The sequence below is a fragment of the Sphingomicrobium sp. genome, from assembly GCA_036563485.1.
Lineage (GTDB): Bacteria > Pseudomonadota > Alphaproteobacteria > Sphingomonadales > Sphingomonadaceae > Sphingomicrobium.
Window position 1 is genome coordinate 1,647,082 of the sequence record DATCMI010000001.1, and the last position, 20,155, is coordinate 1,667,236.

The 20,155-nt window shown below is 66.2% G+C and carries 20 protein-coding genes, 1 tRNA gene and 1 pseudogene; 8 read left to right on the forward strand and 14 right to left on the reverse strand.

The window, feature by feature from the left end; all coding sequences use genetic code 11:
- Positions 1-35 precede the first annotated feature (35 nt).
- Positions 36-2,744: a M1 family metallopeptidase gene (locus VIL42_08540; GenBank protein HEY8592896.1), complete on the reverse strand. Its 2,709-nt coding sequence runs from the start codon at positions 2,742-2,744 to the stop codon at positions 36-38.
- A gap of 213 nt (positions 2,745-2,957) precedes the next feature.
- On the opposite strand from VIL42_08540, the gene VIL42_08545 reads away from it, so the two are divergent.
- A complete protein-coding gene (locus tag VIL42_08545; GenBank protein HEY8592897.1) occupies positions 2,958-5,792 on the forward strand; it encodes a pitrilysin family protein in 2,835 nt (944 codons plus the stop codon).
- Between the two features lie 64 nt (positions 5,793-5,856).
- On the opposite strand, the gene rplA is transcribed toward VIL42_08545, so the two are convergent.
- The 3 genes from rplA to VIL42_08560 all read right to left on the reverse strand — a co-directional run bounded on the left by rplA (position 5,857) and on the right by VIL42_08560 (position 7,733).
- Positions 5,857-6,552 carry a 50S ribosomal protein L1 gene (gene rplA, locus VIL42_08550; protein ID HEY8592898.1) on the reverse strand — a complete coding sequence of 232 codons (696 nt, stop codon included), beginning with the start codon at positions 6,550-6,552 and terminating at the stop codon, positions 5,857-5,859.
- Between the two features lie 4 nt (positions 6,553-6,556).
- Complete coding sequence (gene rplK / locus VIL42_08555; protein ID HEY8592899.1) at positions 6,557-6,988, reverse strand: 50S ribosomal protein L11; 432 nt, start codon at positions 6,986-6,988, stop codon at positions 6,557-6,559.
- Positions 6,989-7,433: 445 nt separating this feature from the next.
- Positions 7,434-7,733 (reverse strand): hypothetical protein, encoded by a 300-nt coding sequence (locus VIL42_08560; GenBank protein HEY8592900.1) that lies wholly within the window; start codon positions 7,731-7,733, stop codon positions 7,434-7,436.
- 214 nt (positions 7,734-7,947) lie between these two features.
- Here VIL42_08560 and VIL42_08565 point away from each other — a divergent pair, with 214 nt between their 5' ends.
- Entirely contained in the window at positions 7,948-8,454 is a 507-nt protein-coding gene (locus VIL42_08565; GenBank protein HEY8592901.1) for an ion channel, read from the forward strand.
- A 120-nt stretch (positions 8,455-8,574) separates the two neighbouring features.
- On the opposite strand, the gene nusG is transcribed toward VIL42_08565, so the two are convergent.
- The 4 genes from nusG to VIL42_08585 all read right to left on the reverse strand — a co-directional run bounded on the left by nusG (position 8,575) and on the right by VIL42_08585 (position 11,103).
- Positions 8,575-9,111, reverse strand: a complete 537-nt coding sequence (nusG, locus tag VIL42_08570; protein ID HEY8592902.1) for a transcription termination/antitermination protein NusG — start codon at positions 9,109-9,111, stop codon at positions 8,575-8,577.
- A 28-nt stretch (positions 9,112-9,139) separates the two neighbouring features.
- Positions 9,140-9,337 (reverse strand): preprotein translocase subunit SecE, encoded by a 198-nt coding sequence (gene secE, locus VIL42_08575; GenBank protein ID HEY8592903.1) that lies wholly within the window; start codon positions 9,335-9,337, stop codon positions 9,140-9,142.
- A 223-nt stretch (positions 9,338-9,560) separates the two neighbouring features.
- Positions 9,561-9,636, reverse strand: a tRNA-Trp gene (locus tag VIL42_08580).
- An 84-nt stretch (positions 9,637-9,720) separates the two neighbouring features.
- Positions 9,721-11,103, reverse strand: a complete 1,383-nt coding sequence (locus VIL42_08585) for an amidohydrolase family protein (GenBank protein ID HEY8592904.1) — start codon at positions 11,101-11,103, stop codon at positions 9,721-9,723.
- Positions 11,104-11,201: 98 nt separating this feature from the next.
- Here VIL42_08585 and VIL42_08590 point away from each other — a divergent pair, with 98 nt between their 5' ends.
- Entirely contained in the window at positions 11,202-12,038 is an 837-nt protein-coding gene (locus VIL42_08590; GenBank protein ID HEY8592905.1) for an AraC family transcriptional regulator, read from the forward strand.
- A 30-nt stretch (positions 12,039-12,068) separates the two neighbouring features.
- Here VIL42_08590 and VIL42_08595 read toward each other — a convergent pair whose 3' ends face one another.
- The 3 genes from VIL42_08595 to VIL42_08605 all read right to left on the reverse strand — a co-directional run bounded on the left by VIL42_08595 (position 12,069) and on the right by VIL42_08605 (position 16,401).
- Positions 12,069-14,042: a CocE/NonD family hydrolase gene (locus VIL42_08595; protein HEY8592906.1), complete on the reverse strand. Its 1,974-nt coding sequence runs from the start codon at positions 14,040-14,042 to the stop codon at positions 12,069-12,071.
- Positions 14,043-14,144: 102 nt separating this feature from the next.
- Complete coding sequence (locus VIL42_08600; GenBank protein HEY8592907.1) at positions 14,145-14,408, reverse strand: PilZ domain-containing protein; 264 nt, start codon at positions 14,406-14,408, stop codon at positions 14,145-14,147.
- Positions 14,409-14,634: 226 nt separating this feature from the next.
- Positions 14,635-16,401, reverse strand: coding sequence for a fatty acyl-AMP ligase (locus VIL42_08605; protein HEY8592908.1), 1,767 nt, complete (start codon positions 16,399-16,401; stop codon positions 14,635-14,637).
- A gap of 85 nt (positions 16,402-16,486) precedes the next feature.
- Here VIL42_08605 and VIL42_08610 point away from each other — a divergent pair, with 85 nt between their 5' ends.
- From VIL42_08610 to VIL42_08625, 4 genes are read left to right on the forward strand one after another with little or no spacing between them, the layout of a single operon-like run.
- Complete coding sequence (locus tag VIL42_08610; protein HEY8592909.1) at positions 16,487-17,053, forward strand: RecX family transcriptional regulator; 567 nt, start codon at positions 16,487-16,489, stop codon at positions 17,051-17,053.
- 41 nt (positions 17,054-17,094) lie between these two features.
- Positions 17,095-17,700 (forward strand): cold shock domain-containing protein, encoded by a 606-nt coding sequence (locus VIL42_08615; GenBank protein ID HEY8592910.1) that lies wholly within the window; start codon positions 17,095-17,097, stop codon positions 17,698-17,700.
- The gene (locus VIL42_08620; protein HEY8592911.1) at positions 17,679-18,194 is read left to right on the forward strand and encodes a DUF192 domain-containing protein; all 516 of its coding nucleotides are present in this window, start codon (positions 17,679-17,681) and stop codon (positions 18,192-18,194) included. Before VIL42_08615 ends, VIL42_08620 begins: the two co-directional genes overlap by 22 nt.
- 39 nt (positions 18,195-18,233) lie before the next feature.
- The gene (locus tag VIL42_08625) at positions 18,234-18,617 is read left to right on the forward strand and encodes an NADH:ubiquinone oxidoreductase subunit NDUFA12 (GenBank protein HEY8592912.1); all 384 of its coding nucleotides are present in this window, start codon (positions 18,234-18,236) and stop codon (positions 18,615-18,617) included.
- Here VIL42_08625 and VIL42_08630 read toward each other — a convergent pair.
- Positions 18,593-18,916, reverse strand: a complete 324-nt coding sequence (locus VIL42_08630; GenBank protein ID HEY8592913.1) for a hypothetical protein — start codon at positions 18,914-18,916, stop codon at positions 18,593-18,595. The two genes, VIL42_08625 and VIL42_08630, sit on opposite strands and share 25 nt — an antisense overlap.
- On the opposite strand from VIL42_08630, the pseudogene VIL42_08635 reads away from it, so the two are divergent.
- A pseudogene (locus tag VIL42_08635) lies at positions 18,839-18,997 on the forward strand (DUF2155 domain-containing protein). The gene VIL42_08630 and the pseudogene VIL42_08635 sit on opposite strands and share 78 nt — an antisense overlap.
- Positions 18,998-19,032: 35 nt before the next feature.
- Here the strand turns inward: VIL42_08635 and aat are convergent.
- Positions 19,033-19,746, reverse strand: coding sequence for a leucyl/phenylalanyl-tRNA--protein transferase (gene aat, locus VIL42_08640; GenBank protein HEY8592914.1), 714 nt, complete (start codon positions 19,744-19,746; stop codon positions 19,033-19,035).
- Positions 19,747-19,783: 37 nt separating this feature from the next.
- Positions 19,784-20,131 (reverse strand): arsenate reductase (glutaredoxin), encoded by a 348-nt coding sequence (arsC, locus tag VIL42_08645; GenBank protein HEY8592915.1) that lies wholly within the window; start codon positions 20,129-20,131, stop codon positions 19,784-19,786.
- Positions 20,132-20,155 lie beyond the last annotated feature (24 nt).

Here is a 20,155-nt window from a genome sequence, read left to right on the forward strand (position 1 = left end):
GCGGTCCGGGGCCTATAGCGAAAATCGCCCGCCAATCAACCTCTTTCGCCTTTGACCGGAGCCACGGCGGCGGCCGGCGCACTGGCGAGGCCCGGGTGGGCCGCAAGCCAGTCGATCACCTGCTGACGCACGCGCGGCCGGGTTTCCTGACGCACCCTGATGACGTTGATCGTCTGGTCGATCGGCTTGCGCGCGCTCGCCTCGAGGTTCGCCGCCGCATAGGACTGCAGTTTCGCGATCGTCTCGGCCTTCTCGCTGGCCGCGGCAATGCGCGCCACATAGCGCGACTGGGACGTCGCATCCACGAACTGCGACACCTTCGCCCAGTTCGACGTCACGAAATCGAGCGCCATCTCCGGGTGCCTGTTGGCGACCGAGGTGATGATGCCGGCGCTGACCGTCTTGCCCGGCTCGGCGGTAAGCGCGAGATCAAGCGCGCGGCGGGCAAGAGCCTCGTTCTCGACCGAACCGAGCAGCGAATAGAGGTTCTGCCGTTCGGTCGCGCTGGTCGCATTCCGCGCCATCTGATGGAGCCGTTCCCAGGTGGCGGCGTCGGCGTTCGCGGCGACGCGCGCAAGCCAAGTGCGCTTCAGGCTTCCGGGCACCGCCGACGGATTCGTCTGCAAGGCCGCGAACAACCGGCGCGCTTCGGCATTCACTTCCGCATTCCCGATCCGCCCGAGGGTGCCGATCAGCTGCGGACGAAGCGTGGCGATGGTCGGCGCTTCGCCCTGCCGCGGCACGTAACCGATCTGCGCGAGCACCGGTGCGAAGCGGCTCTGGATGATCGCGCCGACCTGCTTCTGGGCCGCAGGATTGGCATCGAGGATCCCGTAGAGATCGCTCCACTCACCCAAAGCCAGGGAGATGAGTTCCGGGCGAGCATTCGCCGGGATGGCGTTCACCAGGTCCAGCGCAGTGCCCATCGGCTGGTAATTGGCCCAGGCGAGCGCGACCTGGTCGGCAACCAGACCGAACTGATCGACGGCATCCAGCTGCGTGAAGGCGGTGCGAAGCTGCTCGGCCGCGGCAGGCTGGTAGAGGGTGCGGTAATAGCCGGTCTGGCCGGCGTTGATCAGCAGCGGACCGCAGCCCGGAACCGTCAGCGCCGTCTGCGGCCCTTGAGTAACTGCGCTCACGGGCGAGCCGCCGATCGTCATCGCCCGTACAGGCACGCGCCAGCTCAGCGGCTTGAAGGTGCCGGGCTTGCGATCGGCGGAGAATTCGTCCTGCTGCAGCGTGACCAGCGTCGACCCGCCTTGGCAGGTCGCGTTAGCGACGCGGATCAGCGGCACGCCCGGTTGGCTGGTGAAATCATGGGCGGTCTGGATCAGGCCCTTGGCGCCCGCTTGCTCGACCGCACGCCACAGATCGTCGGTGCGCGTATTCTGATAGGCGTGGCGGCGCATGTAGGCCTGAATGCCCTTCTGCCACACGTCCGCGCCGGCGAAGCCCTCCAGCATCGTGATGACGGCCTCGCCTTTCGAATAGGTGATGCCGTCGAATGCCTGGTTCGCCTGCTCGACCGTGCGCACGTCCTGGACGATCGGATGGGTCGTGACGAGCGCGTCCTGGCCCATCGCCCCTTCGCGCGAGCCGACGCTCTCGAACTCGGCACCCCAGTCGGGGTGGAAGTGCTTGGTTGCCTTGGTGGCCATCCAGCTTGCGAAGCCTTCGTTCAGCCAAAGGTCGTCCCACCAAGCCATGGTGACGAGGTCGCCGAACCATTGGTGTGCCATCTCGTGCGCCTGGACGCCGAAAATCGCCTGGCGTTCGCCCTCGGTCGTGACCGCCGGATCGTCGAGCAGGATGCGCTCGAAGGTGAAGATCGCGCCCCAGTTCTCCATCGCGCTGAAGAATTGCGACTGGCCCGGGCCGGCGACGTTATCGAGCTTCGGCAGCGGGTAGGGGACGCCGAAATAATCATTGTAATAGGGCAGGATCTGCGCCTCGGCGTCGAGAGCGGTCTGCGCCTTGGCTTCATTGCCGCGGCCCATCACGATCCCGACCTCGGTCTGGGGCGTCGCCATCTTCTTGATGCGGGAAAATTCGCCCGCGCCGAGGAACAGCAGGTAGGTCGACATCTGCGGCGAAGTCTGGAACTTCACCCGCTTCAGGCCGCCGGCAACATTCGCACTGCTGAGGGCCGGCATGTTGCTGACCGCCATCTGGTCGGCCGGCACGATCGCCGTGACGTCGAAGGTCGCCTTGTAATCCGGCTCGTCCCAGCTCGGAATGAAACGCCGCGCGTCGGCCGGCTCGAATTGGGTGAACAGCGCGCGCTTCTGCGCGCCCGCCGGGTTCTTGTAATCGAGCGCGAACAGGCCGTTCGCCTGCTCGTTGATCTTGCCCGAATAATCGATCGTCAGGCGGTATGCGCCCGGCGCAAGCGTGCCGCCGAAGGCAAGCGTCGCGGTTTGGTCATCGGCATTCATCGTCACGGTCGCGTTGCGCGGACCGCCCGGCCCGGAGAGGCTCGCCTTCGAAAAGGTCATGTCGAGCACGTTGAGGACCAGGGTGCTGGTCGGTTTTACGACCTGCAGGTCGATCACGACCTGCCCGTCGAAGGTCATCTTCTCGGCATGCGGGGTGATCGTCAGGGCATAATGGCGCGGCACCGCCGTGCGCGGCAGCTGCGTCGGAACCCGGGTGTCGACCGTGTCCTTCTGGACAGCGGGAGCGGCGGCGGCCGGCGCCGCGCTGACCACGGCCACCGAAGCGAGAAGAACCTTCAGCGATTTCATTGCGATTTCCCTCCAGGCAGCAGAGCTGCGGTTAACTTCCGCTAACGGGCAGCGTACCCAATGGAAAGCCGCTGCTTTGCCGTTTGTCGATTTGAAGCGCCCGCTCGTGTCTGGCCATGCGCCTGCACCCGCCGCTTGTCCGTTCATCGAAGCGCCGTTTGCGCCGGTCGCCAGCCGCCATAGCACGGAACCAACTGCTCAGGGGGAGATGTCATGTCCGTTCGCGTGTTTCTGGGGTCCGTCCTTCTTGCATCCGCCGCTACCGCGCCGGTCCATGCTGCAGTCGCTCCGGCAGTGGCGCCTTCGGCCGCTCCGACCGTGCCGCCGATCGAGTTCACGCAGCGGACGTTGAAGAACGGCCTCAAGGTCATTGCAATCCGCGACACGTCGACACCGAACGTGATGGTGTCGATGTGGTACGAGGTCGGCTCGAAGCATGACCCTGCGGGCCGCTCCGGCTTCGCTCACCTGTTCGAGCATATCCTCAGCCGCAAGACGGTGAACATGCCGTACAATGAGATCAACCGCATGGTCGACGACATCGGCGGCACCCGCAACGCGTCGACCTGGTACGACCGCACCAACTATTACGAGATCGTGCCCGCCGAATATCTCGAGCGGATGCTTTGGACTCATGCCGAGCGGATGGCGCGTCCGGTCGTCGACAAGGAAGTCTTCGAAACCGAACGCGGCGTCGTGAAGGAGGAGCTGCGCCAGCGCGTGCTTGCGCCGCCCTACGGCCGGCTGTTCAACTTCGCCGTCGGCGAAAACGTGTACAATCGATTGCCGCACCGCCGGCCGACGATCGGCAGCATCGCCGACCTCGACAGCGCGACGCTCGAGGACGCGCGTGCCTTCCACCAGGCCTATTATGGCCCGGACACGGCGACGCTGATCGTCTCGGGCAACTTCAAGCCCGCCGAACTGGACACGCTGGTCGACAAGTACTTCGCCAGCATTCGGCGCCGCGCCCGGCCGGTGCCGCTCGCCATCGCCACCAAGGACACGCCGATCAAGGCTCGGACGGTGACCGCAACGGGTCCGAACGTTCCGCTGCCTGTGGTCGGCAGCGCTTATCAGACGCCCGCGGCAAGCCACCCCGACAATGCTGCGCTGGAAGTGCTCCAGACGCTCCTTGCAGGCGGCGAGCACAATCGGCTCGACAGCGCGCTGGTGAAGACCGGACTTGCGACTGAGGTCGAAACTGATTTCAACCAGACCGAAGAGCAGGGTTATTTCGGCGTCTACGGCTATGTCGCGGGCGGCAAGGACCCGAAGGCCGTCGCGGCGGAGATGGACAGCGCGCTCGCCCGCCTTCGTACCGCGCCGCCGACGGCCGACGAGCTCAGCGAGGCGAAGAACGAGCTCCTGTCCGATACGCTCTCGGGCCGCGAGACCTTTTCGAGCCGCGCGTTCGAGCTTGGCGAAGCCTACGTCCGCACCGGCGACCCGCGCAGTGCCGACAAAAGATTGCAGAACATCGCCAAGGTGACGGCCGCCGACGTGCAGCGCGTCGCCCGCACCTACCTCAACCCGGCACGGCGGCTGGAGCTTCGCTATGTGAAGGGCGACGGCGATCCGAAGCAGTGGGCGAACCCGAGGCCGCTGCCCAAGTTCCGGACCGTGCCGCCCGCGACCGGTCCCGGGAATGCGCTTCGCCCTGAAGCCGAGCGCGAGAAGCCGCCCGCGCCAGGCGAGCGAGTCGCCTTTGTCGCGCCCAAGTTCACCGACGCGCGGCTGGCGAACGGCGTGCGCTTCATCGCCGCGCGCACGGGCGAAGTGCCGCTTGCGACCATGACCGTGCTGATCGACGCCGGTTCGGCGGTCGATCCGCGCAGCAAGGCGGGCCTCGCGAACCTCGTCGCCTCGATCGCCGACAAGGGAACGCCGACCCGCGACGCCGAGGCGATTGCCGCCGGGCTTGAGCAGCTTGGTGCCTCGCTGAGCGCCCAGGCGAATTCGGACGGCACCTACATCTCCTTGACCGCGCCGGAGGCGACGCTCGGCGCGGCGAGCGAGATCCTGGCGGACATCGTCCGCAATGCGTCCTTCCCGGACGAGGACTTCACCCGCGAGCGCAAGCGCGCCCTCGATGCGCTGAGCGTCGCTACCAAGGAGCCGGGGCAGCTCGCCGCGATGCTGGTCAATCCGGTGGTCTATGGCACGGCTCCGTACGGCAACATCGCCGGCGGCACCGAAGCGACGCTCGCCGGCCTTACACGCGCCGACCTGCTGAACTTCCGGCAGACCTGGTGGCGGCCGGAGACGACGACCGTGCTGGTGTCGGGCGGCATTGATCCGGACAAGGCGCGTGCCATCGCCGATCGCGCGTTCGGCGCCTGGCAGGTTTCCGGGACAGCTCCGGCACGCCCGGCCAATCTTGCCGGAAACGCCTTGGCCGGCCGCACGCTGGTGATCGACTTGCCCGGTTCCGGCCAGGCGGCGGTCTATGCGGCGGCTCGCGGACTGTCGCGCGCCGACCGCGCTTATTACGACGCGCTGATCGCCAATGCCGTGCTCGGCGGATCGACGACCAGCCGCTTGTTCGAGGAGATCCGCGTCAAGCGCGCGCTGAGCTACGGCGCGTCCAGCAGCCTGGCTGCCCAGAAAGGCGGCGGTGCGCTGATCGCCGCGGCCCAGACCAAGAACGAAAGCGCCGCGGAGGTCGCCAAGATCTTCCTCGACCAGTTCGCGCGGGTCGCCGCCGAGCCGCTGTCGCCGAAGGAGGTCGAGAACCGCAAGACCTTGCTGACCGGCAGCTTCCAGCGGCAGGTCCAGACCAGCGCCGGATTCAACGGCACGCTTGCGGGCGGCGTGCTGCGCGGCCTCGATCCGACCGAAGTGATCGCCTATCCAGAGCGCGTCGCAAGTGTCAGCGGTTCGGCAGCAACCGCCGCGATGGCGCAGCTGCTGAAACCCGAAGCGATCAGCCTGGTGATCGTCGGCGATAGTGCGAAGTTCGTCGACAAGCTGCGCGCGCTCAGGCCCAACGTCGAAGTCGTTCCGGCCGACCAGCTCGACCTGTCGACCGCCTCCGCCCGCCGCTGACACGAAAAAGGGCGGAGCCTCGCGGCTCCGCCCTCATCCGTTCGCGAGAAGCCTCGAGGGAGCCTTAGGCGCCCTGCACTTCCGCGAGGTCGATCTTGACGCCCGGGCCCATCGACGAGGTCAGCGCGACCTTCTTGATGAACTTGCCCTTGGCGCCCGTCGGCTTGTTGCGCACGATCGCGTCCATGAACGCGTCGAAATTTTCCTTGAGGTCCTCGGCCGCGAAGCTCGCCTTGCCGATCCCGGCATGGACGATGCCCGCCTTTTCGACCCGGAACTCGACCTGCCCCGACTTGGCGTCGTTGACGGCCTTGGCGACATCCATGGTGACGGTGCCGAGCTTCGGGTTCGGCATCAGGCCCTTGGGACCCAGCACCTTACCCAAGCGCCCGACGACCCCCATCATGTCGGGCGTGGCGATCACGCGGTCGAAGTCGATCGTGCCGCCCTGGATCGTCTCCATCAGGTCTTCGGCACCCACGACATCGGCGCCGGCCGCAGTCGCTTCGTCGGCCTTCGCGCCCTTGGCGAAGACGGCGACGCGGACGGTCTTGCCGGTGCCCTTGGGGAGGTTGACGACGCCGCGGACCATCTGGTCGGCGTGGCGCGGATCGACGCCGAGGTTCAGCGCGATCTCGACCGTTTCGTCGAACTTGGCGGTCGCGTTCTGCTTGACCAGCGCCAGCGCCTCATCGACGCCGTAGAGCTTGTCGCGGTCGACCGCGGTGAAAGCCTTCTGCTTCTTCGTCAGCTTCGCCATCCGATCAGCCCTCCACAACCTGGAGGCCCATCGCGCGGGCGCTGCCTTCGATGATCTTGGTCGCCGCCTCAATGTCGTTGGCGTTGAGGTCCTTCATCTTGGTCTCGGCGATTGCGCTAAGCGCCGAGCGCTTGATGGTCCCCGCGGAAACCTTGCCGGGCTCCTTCGAACCCGACTTCAGGTTCGCCGCCTTCTTGAGAAGGAAAGAGGCCGGCGGCGTCTTGGTCGCGAAGGAGAAGGAGCGGTCCGCATAGACCGTGATCACGGTCGGGATCGGCGCGCCTTTTTCCATGTCCTGCGTCGCGGCGTTGAACGCCTTGGTGAATTCCATGATGTTGACGCCGCGCTGGCCCAGGGCCGGGCCGATCGGCGGAGCCGGGGTCGCGGCGCCAGCCGGGACCTGCAGCTTGATATAGCCGGTAATCTTCTTTGCCATTATCTCACTCTGTTGCTTCGGTCGAAGTGGTACTTCGAGCGAGGTTCAAGTTTAGTGGTTCAGACGACAGCCGAAGCTGTCTCCCACACATTTGCGCGGTCAAACCATCCCCCGGACGGTCCGCTCCGCTCAATTCCGGTTGTGACGGAAGCGGCGCCCTTAGCCGAAGACCGCTGGAATTGGAAGGGGCGGCGCGATTGAGCGGTCGCATTGGTGGGGGGAGGGGGGTGTGTCGGCTTTGTCGGTTTCGACGATGAGGCGGCAAGCTTCGCATCGGCCATGATAAGCCACAGAAGGGATGACGTAGGACAGGATTTTCTTGCCGCTCTCTTCGCGCGCGCCAGGGCGCAGTCGCTCGGGGAGGCGGCCGGTCGGTTCCCGTAGCTCAACTCACATGAAAAGGGCCGCCCGAGGGGGACGGCCCTGCTCGTTCGAGGACGGCGGCTTAGTCGTCGCTGTCGAGGTCGTAAGCGGATGCGTCGTACATGAAGGCATATTCGCCGGTCTGCGTGCGCTCGCACGTGGTGGTGGCGCGGCTGGCCTTATTGAACTCGCTGCCGGAGAGGTTCTCATAGCCGGCGCCGCGAGCCTTTTCGCCCTTGCGCTGAGCGTTGCGTTCCTTGGCGAGGGCGGATTCGCACTGACCACGGCTGGCGAAGGTGCCATATTCGGTCAGCGGAATACTCTGCGCGAAGGCGGGGGTGGCGAGAAGGACGGCCGAAGCGGCCAGAAGTACGCTCTTCATACTGATATTCCTCAATTACTCGGGGAGAAGCCGGCTCAACGCGCGGGGCGCCGGGGCGTTGCTCCACCGGCCCGACAGGCGCACCCACGTACCGTAGGCGGACGGAAATCTTAGCGGCACGGGCTTGCGCGCCACGACAAGGGGTGGGGTAGCGGGCCGGCGTTCGCCGAGCAAAACATTGGCCGCTGCGCGCCCAGGCCGTTACATTCATCTCGTGATCGTCATCCCCCACATCCCCGATCCCGATGTCGAGCCGGCGATTGCTCTCGGCGCGCAGCTCGGGGCGGGGACCTTGTTGCTGGTGATCTCGGTGGTGATCCATGCGGCCGGGATATTGGCGGCGACGCGGTTTTTAGGGCTGGAGGACCGTAGCCTTCGCGCGCATCGGCTCGACATCCGCGCCTTCGGGCTGCTGGTGTCGATCGCGATCTGCCTGTTCGCGCTTCACTTCATTGAGATCGGGCTGTTCGCAGGTTTCTATCTGGCGGTGGGAGCGCTGCGCGATCTGGAAAGCGCGCTCTATTTTTCCGCCTCGGCTTATTCGACCTTGGGGCAGCCGGACCTCGATTTTCCCGACGACTGGCGGCTGCTCGGCGCGGTTGAGGGGCTGGTCGGCTTCGTGCTGATCGGATGGTCGACCGCGGTGTTCATCACCGACATGACCAAGGTGCTGCGCGAGGAAGAGGAGAAGGGGGAGCGAGAAGCTGGGTCACGGGAATAATCCCGTGACCGCGTCGGACGGGCTCGTCGCGCTTAGGCGCTCCGCCCCGCCGGCCGGGTCAGTGACCTCTCTTCGACACAAGCTCACGTTTGCGGTGCAAACGCTCCCTTGTGCTCGGGGTCACTTGACGCGTTCGACCTGCTCAAATTCCAGCTCGACCGGCGTGGCGCGGCCGAAGATGCTGACGCTGACCTTGACGCGGCCGCGGTCGAAATCGAGTTCTTCGACGGTGCCGTTGAAGGTCGCGAACGGCCCGTCGAGGACCTTCACCGCATCGCCGATCTCATAGTCGACATTGACCTTCTGCTTGGGCGCGTTGGCGGCTTCCTGCTCGTTGGAGAGCATGCGCGCGGCCTGGCTGTCGGGGATCGGCTGCGGCTTGCCGCCGGGTCCCAAAAAGCCGGTGACCTTCGGCGTGTTCTTGACGAGGTGGTAGACCTGGTCGTTCATCTCGAGCTTGGCGAGGACGTAGCCGGGCATGAACTTGCGTTCCGACTGCACCTTCTTGCCGCGCTTGATCTCGGTCACGGTTTCGGTCGGGACTTCGATCTGCTCGACGAGGGGCTCGAGCCCGAGGCGCGTCGCTTCGGACATGATCGCGTCGCGAACCTTGTTCTCGAAGCCGGAATAAGCGTGGATGATGTACCAGCGGGACATGGGTTTCTGTTCTCTTGTCTTTTGAGCGCTAGCCGAGAAGGCCGACGAGATAGCGGACGACGACCGAGAAGACGGCGTCGGTGCCGGCGAAGAAGACGGCGAGCAGGCTGGTCATGAAGACGACCATGATGGCGGTGGCGATGGTTTCCTTGCGGGTCGGCCAATGGACCTTGGCGCCTTCGCTGCGGACCTGACGGATGAATTCGCCGGGGGAGGTGTTGGCCACGTGTCGCTCGCTTCCAGATAGAAAAGCGCCCCGCGAGACCTGACGGCCGGCGGGGCTGGGTGCGACTTAGCGCTGCGCCGCTGAGTCTTCAAGGTTGCACCGTTGTCACGGCAGTAAATCCCGTGACGTCAGACGGGTTCGGCTGCGCCGACCTGCTGGCCGGCCGTTCGCATCCGCTTCGCGGAAGCAGCGTCTAGCGAGCGCTAGCAGCCTTGTTCCGGCGTGGCAGGGGCAGAGGGACTCGAACCCACGACCCTCGGTTTTGGAGACCGATGCTCTACCAACTGAGCTATACCCCTAGGCCGCCGCGCGAGGTAGCCAGCCGCGGGCGTTGACGCAAGGTTGGAAGCTCGTTCCCAGGCTCAAGTGTCGAGGCCTTTCCGTCAGTTCGCGAGATAGGGCGCGACATTGTCGGCAATATCGCGCAACTCCGCGTCGGTGAGCGGCATCCGCCGCTTGAACGTCGCCCATTGCTGGAGCGGCATCGGCCGCTGCCCGACGATCGGCGTGTCGGACCCGTAAAGGATCCGTCCGAAGCCCGCCTGGCGGAGCAGGACCGCGAGGCGCTCCACATCCGCTTCGGCCGTGTCCTCGCGCACCCAGTCGGCGACATCGATATAGAGGTTGGCGGCGCGCGGGTCGCGGTTGGCGAGCGCTTGGCTGTAGACGGCGAGAACATCGTCCCACTGGTCGCCGGCGCCGCTGCCGACATGCGCGATCTGAACGGGAATGTGCGGGCTTTGCGGCAGCACCTGTTCAAGAAAGATGCGGGAGTATTCGGCGCCGCCCTTCGGCCACAGGTGGACGACGATCGCGAGCCCCTTGCTGTCCGCCGCCCGGAAAAAGGCTTGAACCCTGGCGAGATGATCGGCGCGCTTCAGGTCGATCTTGTTGTTGTTGAAGTGAAGCTTCATGCCACGCACGCGAGAGTTGGCGGCGCAGCGGTTCAGCTCCTCGATCGCGAACGGCGCGAGCGGGCTGACGCTGCAGAAGGGGACAAGGCGGCCCGGATAGCGGCCGGTCTGTTCGATTACCCAGTCGTTGGCGGCGCGGGTTGCCGCGGCCTGTTCCGCGACCGGTTTGGACCGCAGGCGGCCATCCAGCCAAAAGGCCGTCGACAGCACCGTCGCTCGCTCGATACCCGCCTCGTCAAGACGCATGATCAGGGTCTTCGCATCGACTGGGGTGCGGAAGGGGTTGCGGACCTTATCGGTGATGCTTTCCGAAACGATGCGCCACGCGCCCTTCTGCTTTTCGAAGGCGATGATGAAATGCTTGTCATATTCGCCTTCTTCGTCCGCGAATGCGACGCCGGCGACCACGGCGACATTCTTGTCGATGGCAAAGCTGTTGGGAACGAACCGTAGACCTGTCCCGTGGCCTTCCACCACCGCCCCGATCGCCGCGCGCCCAGTGACCCAATAATCCGTGTCCCAGAAGATGTTCAGGACGATGGCATTGTTGGCGTAAAGGTTGCCGATCTCGCCGGTTCCCGAGATCCTCTCGCGCTTGCGGACCGCCGCCCGGAGCGAGGGCGGCAAGACGACTTCGGGCAGCAGCTTGGTCGGCGGGTCGATTAGCGCCTCTCCGAAGACATGCTGGTGATGATCGGTGAGCGGGACGATCTGCGCGCGTGCTGCGACAGCACTCGTGGACTTTTGTCCTTGCGGTGGAGCGGCCGCCATCGGCTCCACGGCCGAGGCGCAGGCGGCGATCCCCACCAAAAGGAGCGCCGCGAACATGTTGGTACTTTTGAACGTCGTCATGATCCCCGAACCCGCCTTTGCATCAGCACGGTCGATTATTGCCTTCGCTGCGAACAGTATTGGACGTTTCCAAGGCGGCCCGGCACAAGCAACGCCGAATGATACGATCGCATGATCATGACCGGCGGGAAATCGCCCGCGGGATCCAGCAGCCGCTGCGCTCGCTATCTGGGGCGAAAGCGTTCCGGGTCATCGATCCGGCCGCCTCCTGGATCGCGGAGCACACGCACGATTGGCCGGTGCTGTCGATCTACGTCATGGGTGACGTCAACAAGCTTCAGCAAAGCGGCGACGTGCGGGTCAACCGCCCCGCGGTCACGCTTCATGGCCCGGGCGAGGCGCATGCGGCGCGGGTCGGCTGCGACGGGCTGGAGCAGATCGACGTAGAATTCGATCCCGATTGGCTGCCCGAGGGCTCAAGACTGGCGCGCGATCGGACTGTGACGGTGTGGAATGGCGGCCGGGTCGCGGCGGCGGGCCGAAAGCTCGGCGAGCTTTGGCAGGCCGCGGGGACTTCGGAAGCCGAGCTCCGGAAGGCGACCGCGCAGCTGCTCCGTACAGCCAGTGTCGAGAAGGATAAGCAGGTGCCGCAGTGGCTTGGCACCGCGGTCGAGCGGGCGCACAGCCTTGACGACCTGAGTACGACCGGATTGGCGCGCGAGCTGGGCTTGCACCCTGGGTGGTTCGCGCAGGCCTATCGCGCACTGGTCGGCGAAGGCGTTCGCGAAACCGCACAACGCGCGCGGGTCGAGCATGCGGCGAGGCTGCTTCGCTATTCGAACCTCCCGCTCGCCGACATTGCTGCCGATGCCGGCTTTTGCGACCAAAGCCACATGAACCGCTGTTTCCGCCGGCTACTCGCGCGGACCCCGGCAATGATCAGGAGCGAGGGCGCGCAACTCAGACCCGCTGCGGAGCGTCTGGCGAACGCTTAGTTGCCACGGACCGAGCCCGGGCCAAAGAAATCACCTAACGACCGGGAGCCCGATCCAGGTGCCTTGCGCGCCGGTAAAGACCTTCTGCGTTGCGGCTTTGTAGTCGCTCCGCTGCGCGAAGAAGATGTTGGGGACGAAGGTCTGCGGGTTGCGGTCGTAGAGTGGGAACCAGCTCGACTGGACTTGGACCATCAGCCGATGGCCGGGCTGGACGACATAGTTCACGGCAGGAAGCGCGAATTCATAAGTTAGCGGCGCGTTGGGGGTCAGCGGCTGGGGATTGGCGGGATCGGCGCGGTAGCGGCCGCGGATGACATCCATTGCGATCGGCAGCTGGTAGCCGGCCATCGCGGGTCTCCCGGGCACCTCGGCGGGATAGACGTCGATCAGCTTGACGATCCAGTCGCTGTCACTGCCGCTGGTGGCGGCGACAAGGTGGACGAGCGGCGTGCCTTCGAGCGACAGCGGCGCTTCGAGCGGCCCTGTCGAGTAAGTGAGGACGTCCGGCCGAGCGGCGGCGAAGCGCTGATCGTCGGTCAGCCAGAAGCGCCAGGTCGAGCCGTCCGCCCAGGGCGAGAGGTTGGGCCTGGCGCGATACGGGACCGGCTTGGCAGGGTCGGAGACATAGCTGTCGGACGCCATGCCTGCCGGTGCGGTGAAGGCGAGCTGCTTGCCGGGCGCGAGGTAGAGCGGCGTCAGCGCGGTGGGACAATTGCGGGCGCAGGCGCGGGGCCAGTCGCCGAGGCGCTCCCACCGGTTCGTGCCCGCTTCGAAGGCCGTGACCCTGGCGATGCGCGGGTCCGGGCCGCCTTTCAGGTGCCGGTCGAGGAAGGGAATGAGGATGTTGCGGCGGAACCACCGGGCGGTGTCTGCGCGCCAGTCCAGCGGACCGAGCGCAATGCCGACGTGATTGGCCTGGCCGTGGTTCCACGGTCCGAGGACGAGGTGGGCATCAGGGCTGGACTTGATGGCGTTGAAGGCGGCCGGCGCGCCGTAAATGTCTTCCTGGTCCCAGAGGCTGCCGACAACCAGGGTCGGCACGCCGAGCGGCTTTCGCGCGAGGATTCTATCGACAGCCTGGTGCTTCCAGTAGGCGTCATATGCGGGGTGCAGGGTCAGGCGGCGCCAGAAGGGCAGCTGGTCCATGCCCATCGCGCGCCCGTACGCACCGGCGGAGCCGTAGCGGAGGAAAGCGTCATAATCGTCCCGCACGCGGCTGACCCATTTCCGGTCCGACGCGCGGCTGGCGGTCTGGCCGTAGACGTAGCTGGTCATCTCCTGCCGGAATGCGCCGTTGTGGAACCAGTCGTCGCCTTTCCAGACATCAACCATTGGGTTGATCGGCACGGCGGCCTTCAAGGCAGGGTGCGGATCGACGAGGCTCATGAGCGTCGTGAAGCCGTCGTAACTGGTGCCGTAGGTGCCGACGCGGCCATTGCTCTGGGCGACGTTCTTCACCAGCCAGTCGACCGTGTCGAAGGCGTCCGTCGAATGGTCGACAGCGGTGGCGTTGAGCGGACCGCGTATCGGCCGGTTCATCACATAATCGCCCTGTGACCGGTACTTGCCGCGCACGTCCTGCACGGCAACGATGTAGCCCGCGCGGACCAGCTCCGCCGACAAAGGCGGGAGGATGTTCTCCGGCAGCGGCCCTGCGCCGCCGTAAGCTGTCGCCTTGTCGGCGGAGTATGGCGTGCGGTCGAGCATGATCGGGAACTTGCCGCGGCCGAGCGGGATGATGAGGACGGTGTAGAGCTTCGTGCCGTCGCGCATCGGGATCATCACCTGGCGGCGGACATACTGGAAGTGGACGATGGGCGCGGCAAAGGCCTGCGGCATGTCCCCGCGCTGCGAAGGCGAGCGGAACGGCGGCCGGAATTTACGCGGGATATCGCCACCGGGCTGCACCGCCGGCTGGACCTGCGGGTCGGCGATCGAGGGTGAAGCGAGCGCAACGGCTGCGGGTAGGAGGGCGAGCTTCCCGAAGATCGACCGGAGCTTCATCTCGGCCGCTTGGCATGGACTTAGCGACGCGATCAAGCAGACCGTGCTTCTTCGGCGCTAGCTCACATTTGCTGGGGCGAATGCTCCCTTGTGCCCGGGCGCTTAGGCCGGAAAGTCGCTCTCGGCGAGAAACTGCGCGCCGGCGCTCCCCGGCAGGGCCCAGCGGACCTGGGCCTTGACCTGGCCCATGCGCGGAATGGCGATTTCAAGGCGTTCGCCGATCCGGAAGTCGCGGTCGGACTCGAGGCGGCAGCCTTCGTCGGAGAAGTTGCTGAGCTTGACCGGCGACTTGCTGCCGTCGACGCGGTGCACCACCGCCTCGATCTCGACGTCCTGACGGTCCCTACGCCCTACCCATCCATGCATTCGCTGCACGACAGACACTCCCCATTCGACACCAGCGTGCCTTGTAGGGGTGCGCCGTAAAAGAATGCTTAAGCCGGACTAAGGAAGGTTAGGCGCCAGCGAGCCGTCACGAGAGTGAATCTCGTGACGTCAGACGGGTTCAGCTGCGCGGACCCGCTGGCCGGCCGTCGCGATCTCTTCGCGCTGCTCGCGATTGCGCAGCAATCGCAGCGCTGCGCTCGGCCGCTCAGGCCGCGATGTCGAAGGGGACGATCTCACCGGATAGGTAGAGGTTGCGCGCCTTGGTGCGCGACAGCTTGCCCGAGCTAGTGCGGGGCAGGGTGCGTGGCGGGACAAGCTCGACCACCGGCGTGATGCCGGTGATGGCCCGGACGCGCTCGCGGATCTCGTCGCGGAGGCGGCCGCGCTCTTCGTTATCGCTGACGCGGCAGTGGACGAGGACCGCCGGCGTTTCCTCGCCGGACGGGCCGGTGATCGCAAAGGCGGCGATGTCGCCGGACTTGAAGCCCGGCAGCTGCTCGACCGCCCATTCGATGTCCTGCGGCCAGTGGTTGCGGCCATTGATGATGATCATGTCCTTGGCGCGGCCGACGATGAAGATGTAGCCGCCCGACATGTAGCCCATGTCGCCGGTGTCCAGCCAACCGTCGTCGCTGAGGCAGGCGGCGGTGGATTCGGGGTCGCGGAAATAGCTGTGCATGACGCTCTGCCCGCGCACGAACACCTTGCCGATGCCGCGGTCGGGAAGGAGGTCGCCTTCCGCGCTGCGGACCTCGATCTCCATGCCGGTGACCGGCTTGCCGCAATTGACGATCGCGCGGTAGCGCTTGGGCCGGTCCTGGCCGCCGTCGCCGCCGCCCGAAAGCTCGGTTTCCTCGACCAGTTCGAGCCGAATGCCCTCGCCCGGCGGCATCAGCGATACGGCAAGCGTCGCTTCGGCAAGGCCGTAGCTGGGGCAGAAGGCGCTCGCCTGGAATCCGGCTGACGCGAAGCTGTCGACGAACGCCTGCATGACGTCCGGGCGGATCATGTCGGCGCCGTTGCCGGCGATCCGCCAGCGCGACAGGTCGAAGCGGTCCTCGGCCTTGGTCTGCGAGCTCATGCGGCGCGAGCAAATGTCGTAGCCGAAGGTCGGCGAATAGCTGACGCTGGTGCCCGGGTTGCGGGTGATCATGTCGAGCCAGGCAAGCGGGCGGCGCGCAAAGTCCTCGGTCTTCAGATAATCGACCGAGATCTGCAGCGAGACCGGCGACAGGAAGCAGCCGACCAGGCCCATGTCATGATACCAGGGCAGCCAGGAGATGCAGCGGTCGCTGTCCTGGACCTGAAGGCCGATGCCGTGGGCGCGGAGGTTGTCGAGGAGCGCTCGGTGGGTGACCGCGACGCCGTGCGGGAAGCGCGTGGAGCCGCTGGAATATTGCAGATAGGCAATGTCGTCCGGCGACGCGTGCGGAAGAGCCGCATCGGCGGCCTCGACATCGGCGAGCGTGTCCCACGACTGGCTGCGCGCACCGGCCTTGCCAGCGGCGGCGGCGCCATATTCGGCGAGTTCGGGCGGGTAGATGAAGAGAGCCGGATCGCAGCTGCCGAGCTGGACGGCGAGCTGGTCGACATAGGTTTCGCGGCCGCCGAAGCTGGTCGGTAGCGGAAGCGGCACCGGCCAGGCGCCGGCATAGACGGCGCCGAAGAAGCTGCTGGCGAATTCAGGGCCGGTCTCGGCAACCATCGCGACGCGGTCGCCGGGCTTGATGCCGAGGGCGATGAAGCGCTGCGCCTGGCCAAGCGCGTCCTTGCGGAGCTGGGCGTAAGTATAGGCCAAGGCAAGCGTGCCACGGGCGTCGTGGAAGTTCAGGCCGCGTCGTCCCTGCGCCGCATAATCGAGTGCGTCACCGATCGTCGCGAAGTCGGCGAGCCGCCGCGGCTGCGCGTCGAGGGTCGGCGTTGCGCCCGGCGGGGCAAGCTCGTTCTTCACTGAGGCGTTGCGTTCGAGCACGCCGTCCCTTCCTATTAGTTGCGCATTCGTAAGCGCTGCTGCAGCCAGCTTCCTGAATGGTTACCGACTGTGGCACAAATTGGGCGTGAACGCACGCAAGACGCCCCGGCGAGAGCGGCCGCCGCTCGATGCTTCGAAGCTTGAGGAGCTTGCCGTGCGCTATGTTGGGCGCTTCGCGACGAGCCGCGCGAAGCTGTGCGCCTATCTGGCGCGAAAGGTTCGCGAGCGCGGCTGGGACGGGGCAGGGCCGCCGGACTTCGACGCCATCGCCGAGCGCTTCTGCGAGCTCGGCTATGTCGATGACGCTGCTTATGCGCTGGCGAAGTCGCAATCGCTGGTCAGCCGCGGTTATGGCCGTCGGCGGGTGGACCAGAAGCTTCGGGTGGACGGAATCGGCGAAGAGGATGGCGCAGCGGCGCGCCAGCTCGCCCAAAGCGAGGCGGTCGAGGCTGCCCTGCGCTTCGCCAAGCGGCGGCGGATCGGCCCGTTCGGCGCCGGGCACGACGACCCGCGCGATCGGGAGAAAGCCGTCGCGGCGATGGTTCGCGCCGGCCATCCCTTCGCACTCGCTCGAGCGATCGTCTTCCTGCCTCCGGGAGCGGAGGTGGATAGTGAGGGGCTGCGCGACCAGGCGCGGTTTGCCGACCGCTAAAGTCGGTTTGCCGACACTCGCGCCCATGGTAATGGGGTCCTATGGTAAGCGCGTTGATCAGCCTGGCCGAGGGAGGGGCAGCGCCCATCGTCGAATCACCTCAAGACCTGCATGAGGAAGAGCTTGCCCCGATTACCGGGCGCGTGAAGTGGTTCGATGCGACCCGCGGCTTCGGCTTCCTGGTCAGCGATGACGTCGACGGCGACGTGCTGCTCCATTTCAGCGTTCTTCGCGAACATGGCCGCCGTAGCCTGCCCGAAGGCGCGACGATCGAGTGCGTGCCGGTCCGCCAGCAGCGCGGGCTGCAGGCGAAGCGAATCCTTTCGATCGACTTGAGCTCGGCCTTGCCGCCGCAGCCGCGCTCGTCCATTCCTTCCGGCGAACGGGCCGACCGCAAGGCGCTTGCCGACGCGGCCGGGGAGTTCGAGCCGGTGGAGGTCAAATGGTTCAATCGCGTTCGCGGCTACGGTTTCGTCAAGCGTCCGGAGGAAGCGGGCGGGGACGACGTCTTCGTGCATATGGAGACGGTCAGAAACGCGCAGCTTCCCGAACTGGAGCCCGGCCAGAAGCTGGAGGCGCGGGTCGCGACCACCGGCAAGGGATTGACGGCGGTCGACCTGCGCGATTGCGCCGACTCGGCGGCCTAGCCCTCGCGACGATTGCCTTTGCGGCATGCAGCCCGCAGGCGCCCGCCCAGAATGCCAACGACAGCGCACCGATTGAGAATAACGCCGCCGCCGCCGTGCCGACGGACGGCGTGCCGCAGACGGGGCTCCGCCAGGTGCCGCTGACGATCCGGTCCGCGACGGGCAAGCACGCGTTCACGGTGCAGGTCGCCGCGACACCCGAAGAGCAGGAGCGCGGGCTGATGTTCACCCGGACGCTCGCGCCCGACCGCGGGATGATCTTCCCGTACGAGCCGCCGCGCGACATCGCTTTCTGGATGAAGAATACGTTGATCCCGCTCGACATGATCTTCATCCGCACCGACGGCACCATCGCCAGGATCTATACGGCGCAGCCGCTCGACATGACCCCGGTCCCGTCGCTGGAGCCGGTCGCGGCGGTGCTGGAAATCGCCGGCAGCCGGGCCGCCGAGCTCGGCATCCGCGAAGGCGACCGTGTGGAGTGGACGCGCTAGCTTGCGCTCCGACCGTTGAGCGGGCAGAGGCACGCACCCATGGGTTTCTGGTCAAGAACATTCACCTGGTGGAACGGCGCGACGTGGGGCACGGCGCTGTTCACCAAGAGGTTCGGAAACAAGGTCGGCACCGACGACCTTGGCAATATCTATTACCAGGACAAGAAAAGGCCGTGGCGTCGCTGGGTCATCTATGAAGGCAGCAACGACGGCAGCCGCGTGCCGCCGGGCTGGCAGCTGTGGCTGAAGGGTACGATCGACGAGCTTCCCGACAAGGCACTGCCGCCGGTCCGCAAGTTCCAGAAGGATCCGGTGCCGAACCTGACCGGCACGATGGCCGCGTTCCGGCCTGACGGAGCGCTCGGCAGCGGTCGGATCCGGCCCGCATCGACCGGCGATTACGAGCCCTGGATTCCCGAATAATTGTGGTTTCGCGCGCCGCACCGCTGTTGATCGCGCTTGCGCTCGCCTCGTGCGGGAAGGAGCCGCAGCGCGAGCAGAAGGCCAAGGCGCCGGCGCGGCAGAACAGTGCGCCGGTCACGGCGGCCGGGCAGGGCGGCGTCACGCCGATGGCGCAGCGCGTCGCGGTGCTTGGGCTTCTCAACAAGCGCAACGGCATCGTCCAGAACGTGACATTGAAGCCGGGCCAGTCGGTGCGCTGGAAAGGCGCGATCGTGCGTCTCCGCGCCTGCGAGACGACCGCGCCGTGGGAAGACGAGCAGCTGACCGGCGCCTTCGTCCAGCTCGATGTCCAGCAGCCCGACAAGACCTGGGACCGCGTCTTTTCCGGCTGGATCTACAAGGAATCGCCGTCGCTGAACGTCGTCGAGCACCCGGTCTACGACGTCTGGCCCAAGAGTTGCGCGATGACATATCCGGCGGGCCCGGGTGCATCGGCACCGGCGAGCTCCAACAAGGCGTCGAGCGCGGCGAAGTCGGGCGGCGAGTCCGCGCCTTCGAGGCGTGCAGCGCCCGCCGCTCCGCCAGCGCCGCCGAGCGCGGCTGAGAGCAACGCGACGTAGGTATCCCTCGGGACGCTGATTGCGCCCAGGGACTCGAGGTGCTCGGTCATGAACTGGCAGTCGAGCAGCGAGAAATTTCCGGCGAGCAGGCGAGCGACGAGCCAGGCGAGCGCCACCTTCGATGCATCGGTCCGGCGGCTGAACATGCTTTCGCCGAAGAAGGCGCGGCCGAGCTTTACGCCGTAGAGACCGCCGACCAGGGTTTCGCCTTCCCAAACCTCCACCGAATGGGCGTGGCCTGAGCCGTGGAGCGCGAGCATCGCGCGCTCGAGCTCGGCGTTGATCCAGGTTTCCTCCCGATCGGCACAGGCCGCGATGACGTTCGCAAAGTCGCGGTCGCGGGTCACCGCGAACTTGCCGGAGCGCAGCGTCCGCCGCAGCGAGCGGGACAGATGGAAGCGGTCGAGCGGGATGATCGCGCGGTGGCGCGGCTCGACCCAGAACAGCTCGTCGGCATCGCGGCTGTCGGCCATGGGGAAGATGCCGGTGGCATAGCCCTGCAGCAGCAGTCGTGGATCAAGGCGGCTCACGCGGGCCTATATGGGCGCGGGCGAGTGCGCTGTCAGGTCAGAGGATTTCGCGGACCTTGTCCTGCGGCCGGCAGAGGCGGACGCCGTTTGCAGTCTCCACGATCGGCCGTTCGATCAGGATCGGGTGCTGGACCATGGCGTCGAGCACTTCGTCGTCGCTGACGTCGGGACGCTTAAGCCCGAGTTCCTCGGCCAGCGGTTCCTTGGTGCGCAGACCTTCGCGCGGACTGATGCCGGCGCGCTTGTAGAGGCTCTTGAGCTCATCGCGGGTCGGCGGGTTCTTCAAATACTCGTGGACCCAGACATCGCATCCGGAATCGCGCAAGATGTCGAGCGTCTTGCGCGACGTTCCGCACAGCGGGTTGTGGTAAATGGTTGCTTTCATTGCCGATTATCCAAGCCTCTCAAC